5 protein-coding genes are annotated in these 4,303 nt (G+C 64.1%); 4 read left to right on the top strand and 1 reads right to left on the bottom strand.

What is annotated here, in order from left to right; genetic code table 11:
* The 4 genes from EOA24_RS29015 to EOA24_RS29000 all read left to right on the top strand — a co-directional run.
* A partial coding sequence (locus EOA24_RS29015) for a phosphoadenylyl-sulfate reductase (protein WP_127410337.1) occupies positions 1 to 592 on the top strand: 592 nt, incomplete at its 5' end.
* Between the two features lie 170 nt (positions 593 to 762).
* Positions 763 to 1,302, top strand: coding sequence for a DUF934 domain-containing protein (locus tag EOA24_RS29010; protein WP_126081178.1), 540 nt, complete (start codon positions 763 to 765; stop codon positions 1,300 to 1,302).
* 164 nt (positions 1,303 to 1,466) lie between these two features.
* The gene (locus EOA24_RS29005) at positions 1,467 to 3,074 is read left to right on the top strand and encodes a GMC family oxidoreductase N-terminal domain-containing protein (RefSeq protein ID WP_126081179.1); all 1,608 of its coding nucleotides are present in this window, start codon (positions 1,467 to 1,469) and stop codon (positions 3,072 to 3,074) included.
* Between the two features lie 193 nt (positions 3,075 to 3,267).
* Positions 3,268 to 3,888, top strand: a complete 621-nt coding sequence (locus tag EOA24_RS29000) for a DJ-1/PfpI family protein (RefSeq protein WP_126081180.1) — start codon at positions 3,268 to 3,270, stop codon at positions 3,886 to 3,888.
* Positions 3,889 to 3,963: 75 nt separating this feature from the next.
* On the opposite strand, the gene EOA24_RS44150 is transcribed toward EOA24_RS29000, so the two are convergent.
* Positions 3,964 to 4,303 (bottom strand): hypothetical protein (locus EOA24_RS44150; protein WP_348633088.1); only part of this gene is annotated, 340 nt, incomplete at its 5' end.

Raw genomic sequence — 4,303 nt, 5'->3', positions numbered from 1 at the left:
GGATTCGGCGGTGCTGCTGCACATGATCTCGGAGATCGACCGCACGCTGCCGGTGATCTTCCTCGACACCGGCAAGCATTTCGAGGAGACGCTCGGCTATCGCGACGCGCTGGTCGCCGATTTCGGCCTGACGGATGTCCGGGTGATCAAGCCGGACGAGGCGGCGCTCGAACGCGTCGACCCGACCGGCCAGCTCAACGAGACCGACACGGACGCCTGCTGCAATGTCCGCAAGGTGGAGCCGCTGGCGCGCGGCGTCGAGCCGTTCCGCGCGTGGTTCACCGGGCGCAAGCGCTTCCAGGCTTCGACGCGCGCGGCGCTGCCCGTCTTCGAGGCGGTCGGCTCGCGCATCCGCATCAACCCGCTGGCGCATTGGACGACGTCGGATCAGGCCGACTATATGCGCGCGCATGCGTTGCGCGAAAATCCGCTGGTCGCCTATGGTTATCTCTCGATCGGCTGCTTCCCGTGCACGCAGCCGGTGCAGCCCGGCGAGGACGCGCGCAGCGGCCGCTGGGCCGGGCACGCCAAGACCGAGTGCGGTATCCACCTCTCCGGACTGGAGAAGTCGCTGACCGACGCCTCTCTTTAGGACACGCGATATTCAGGTGAGGCCGGCCTGCAAATGGCGACTTCCTGCGCTTCCGGTGCTCACGTACTTCAAGTACGCTCCTGCTCCGGTTCTCGGAAGCCACCATTTTCGGCTCGGCCTGACCTGAATCTCGGCATATCCTTGCAATCGTTAGGACTTTAGGATTTTTGATGACTGGATCGACTTCAGCGGGGACCCGCCTCTGGACCCCGGACGGCTTTCGCGAGGACGAGTGGACGCACGCCGAAAGCGCCGAGGCGCTTGCCGGCAATGGCCGTTTCATCCTGCCGCTGCAGGCTTTTCTCGGGCTGGATGAAGAGGTCCGCAAGTCAGCCAAGGAGCGTCTCGGCGTGCTGCTGCAGCCCGGCGACGAGCTCGACAAGATAACCGGCCTGCTTGACCAGCTGTCGCTGGTCGCGCTCGCCTTCCCGGCCTTCAATGACGGCCGCTCGTTTTCCAAGGGCGAGTTGCTGCGCGCCCGGCATCATTTCAAGGGCACGGTGCGCGCCACCGGCCAGGTGCTGGTCGACCAGCTGCCGCATATGCTGCGGCTCGGCTTCGACGAGTTCGAGGTTTCCAACCCGGTGCTGTTGAAGCGGCTGGAGGAAGGGCGGACCGGCGGGCTGCCGGTCTATTATCAGCCGGCCGTGGAGCCTGAGCCCAAGGGTCCGAAATATTCCTGGCGGCGCAAGCGCGCTGGATCAGAATGACGTCTGGTTGACCGTCATCCTGATCCAGTCCTTTGTCGGAGCATGATCTTTTCCGAACCCTCGGTTCGGGATCATGCTCTGGCTGACGCAGCGGCATCTTTACAAGCAGCGCAAGCAGGCATTCTCTCCAGACAACGGACGGAAAGATCCGCCGGGAGGGAACCATGCGCTACGACTATGTGATTGCCGGCGGCGGCTCCGCCGGCTCGACGCTTGCCGCGAGACTTTCCGAGGACCCATCGAAGACGGTCTGCCTGCTCGAGGCGGGAGGCGCGGGCAAGGATCTCTTGATCCGCGCGCCGGCCGGCATCATCGCGCTGCTGCCTGGACGGCCGAAGATCAACAATTGGGGCTTCCAGACAGTACCGCAGGAAGGTCTCAACGGCCGCAGGGGCTATCAGCCGCGCGGGAAGGGCTTGGGTGGATCGAGCGCCATCAACGCCATGCTCTACACGCGGGGCAATCGCCGCGACTATGACGAATGGGCCGAGCTCGGCTGCGACGGCTGGTCGTGGGACGAGGTGCTGCCCTATTTCCGGCGCGCCGAAGGCAACCAGCGCGGGGCTGACGCGCTGCATGGCGGCGACGGGCCGCTCAGGGTCTGCGAGCAGCAGGAGCCGCGCGCGATCTCCAGGGCCTTCGTCGAGGCCTGCGGCGAAAACCAGATCAGGCTGAACGACGATTTCAACGGGCCGGAGCAGGAAGGGGCCGGCCTCTACCAGGTGACGCAGTTCTGGGGCGAGCGCCGCAATGGCGAGCGCTGCTCGGCGGCCGCCGCCTATCTGCATCCGGCGATGAACCGGCCGAACCTCACCGTGGTCACCGGCGCGCATGCGACGGGGGTCGTGCTCAACGGCAGGCGCGCCACTGGCGTGCGCTATCGCATCGGCAAGAGCGAGGCCGTGGCGGAAGCCAGGCGCGAAGTCATCCTGTGCGGCGGGGCGTTCGGATCGCCACAGCTGCTCCTGCTCTCCGGCATCGGACCGGCGGTGGAACTCGCGGCGCACGGCATCCCGCTTGTCCACGAATTGCCGGGCGTCGGCAAGAACCTGCAGGACCATCTCGATTTCATCCTCGCCTGGAAGTCCAGACAGACGGATTTGATGGGCATCGGCCTCAGCGGCATGCCCGGCCTGATCCGGCACATGCTGCGCTGGCGCAAGGACGGAACCGGCATGATCGCCACGCCCTATGCCGAAGGCGGCGCTTTCCTGAAATCCGACCCGGCGATCGAGCGGCCCGACCTGCAATTGCATTTCTGCATCGCCATCGTCGACGACCATGGCCGCAAGCTGCATATGGGCTACGGGTTTTCCTGCCATGTCTGCGTGCTGCGGCCCTATTCGCGCGGCGAGGTGGGTTTGAACAGCGCCGATCCGCTGGCGCCGCCGCGCATCGATCCGCGTTTCCTCGAGGACGAGCGCGACGCCGACCTTCTGCTCAAAGGCGTGCGGAAGATGCGCGCCATATTGGAGGCGCCGGCGCTGGCCAAATATCGCGCCAGGGAAATCTACACCGCCGGCGCTTCGAGCGATGCCGAGCTGATGGCGCATATCACGGCGCGCGCCGACACGATCTACCACCCGGCCGGCACCTGCAAGATGGGCGTCGACGACATGGCCGTGGTCGACGCGCAGCTCAAGGTGCGCGGGCTGGAAGGGTTGCGCGTCGTCGATGCCTCGGTGATGCCGACCCTGATCGGCGGCAACACCAATGCGCCGACGATCATGATTGCCGAGAAGGCCGCGGATATGATCCGGGCCGCGGTCTGATCGTCGGCCTTGGTCGGACCAGCCATTTTCGGTTCTGTCGCTAGGACATCGTCTTTGCCTGCCCGCCGATAGGATCGAGTCCATCTGGTCAGACCAAATTGACGATTTGCGCTTCCCCTTTTGCCGTCCTCACCTTAGGATGGGTTTACTATTTTGCACCCCGAAATAAGTAGCCAGCTAAGGGAGGAACGGCATGGCCGGCAAGAAGATATTGATGCTCGTTGGCGAGTTCAGCGAGGAATACGAGATTTTCGTCTTTGAACAGGCCATGCACGCGGTGGGGCACACCGTCCATGTCGTGTGCCCGGACAAGAAGGCGGGCGACGTGCTCAAGACCTCGTTGCACGACTTCGAAGGCCACCAGACCTATACCGAAAAGCTCGGCCACGATTACATCCTCAACAAGACCTTCGCCGAGGTGAATCCGGCTGACTATGACGCGGTTTACGCCGCGGGCGGGCGCGGACCGGAATATATCCGCATCGACAAGCGCGTGCAGGCGCTGGTCAGGCATTTCCACGAGACCGGCAAGCCGATCTTCACCATTTGCCACGGCGTGCAGATCCTGATCGCGGTCGACGGCGTGGTGCGCGGCAAGAAAGTGGCGGCGCTGCAGTATTGCGAGCCGGAAGTGACGCTTGCCGGCGGTATCTATGTCGACGTCGCCCCGACCGGCGCGCATGTCGACGGCAATCTGGTGTCGGCGAAAGGCTGGCCGGGCCTTGCCGCTTTCATGCGGGAATGCCTGAAGGTGCTCGGCACCGAGATCCGCCACGGCGAAGCGCTGATGCGCGATGACCGAAAGGCGGCCTGAACTTGTCCTTTGCGCAATTCCGGACGGAAAACCGCTACGCACTTTTCCTGGAATTGCTCGAACCGCGGCGCGCGGCTATCGACGCCGCTCGCCGCCGGCTTTCCTGGCATCCGCAGCGTCCAGGCGGTCAAGCAGGTCGCTCAGCCGCCGGGGCACCTCTTTTTCCAGGCGAAATGCCGGCAAGGTGCGCAAAAAGCGCTTTGTCGCTTCGCTGCCTGCCTGCCGCCTGATATCGTTGGCCAATTCGGCGCGCCGGTTGCCGTTGTTGCCGTTCATCGTCCCAAAATCCTGTGTCGGCTTCGAAACTCCTCCAGCCCGTTTATGGTTCCCGCAACGGCATTCGAGGGCAAGCAAAGCCGCGTGATACGGTAAAATTTGAATTAATTTGGAACGATGGTTCGGCATCGGCGGCGAG

Origin of the sequence: Mesorhizobium sp. M2A.F.Ca.ET.039.01.1.1 (assembly GCF_003998035.1) — a bacterium.
Classification (GTDB): Bacteria; Pseudomonadota; Alphaproteobacteria; order Rhizobiales; family Rhizobiaceae; genus Mesorhizobium.
This window is presented reverse-complemented; position numbering and strand designations above follow the sequence as displayed.

Excerpts from the sequence above, each read along its gene's own strand:
- EOA24_RS29010 (WP_126081178.1), top strand. The coding sequence starts at position 763 with ATGACTGGATCGACTTCAGCGGGGACCCGCCTCTGGACCCCGGACGGC.
- EOA24_RS29005 (WP_126081179.1), top strand. The coding sequence starts at position 1,467 with ATGCGCTACGACTATGTGATTGCCGGCGGCGGCTCCGCCGGCTCGACG.
- EOA24_RS29000 (WP_126081180.1), top strand. The coding sequence starts at position 3,268 with ATGGCCGGCAAGAAGATATTGATGCTCGTTGGCGAGTTCAGCGAGGAA.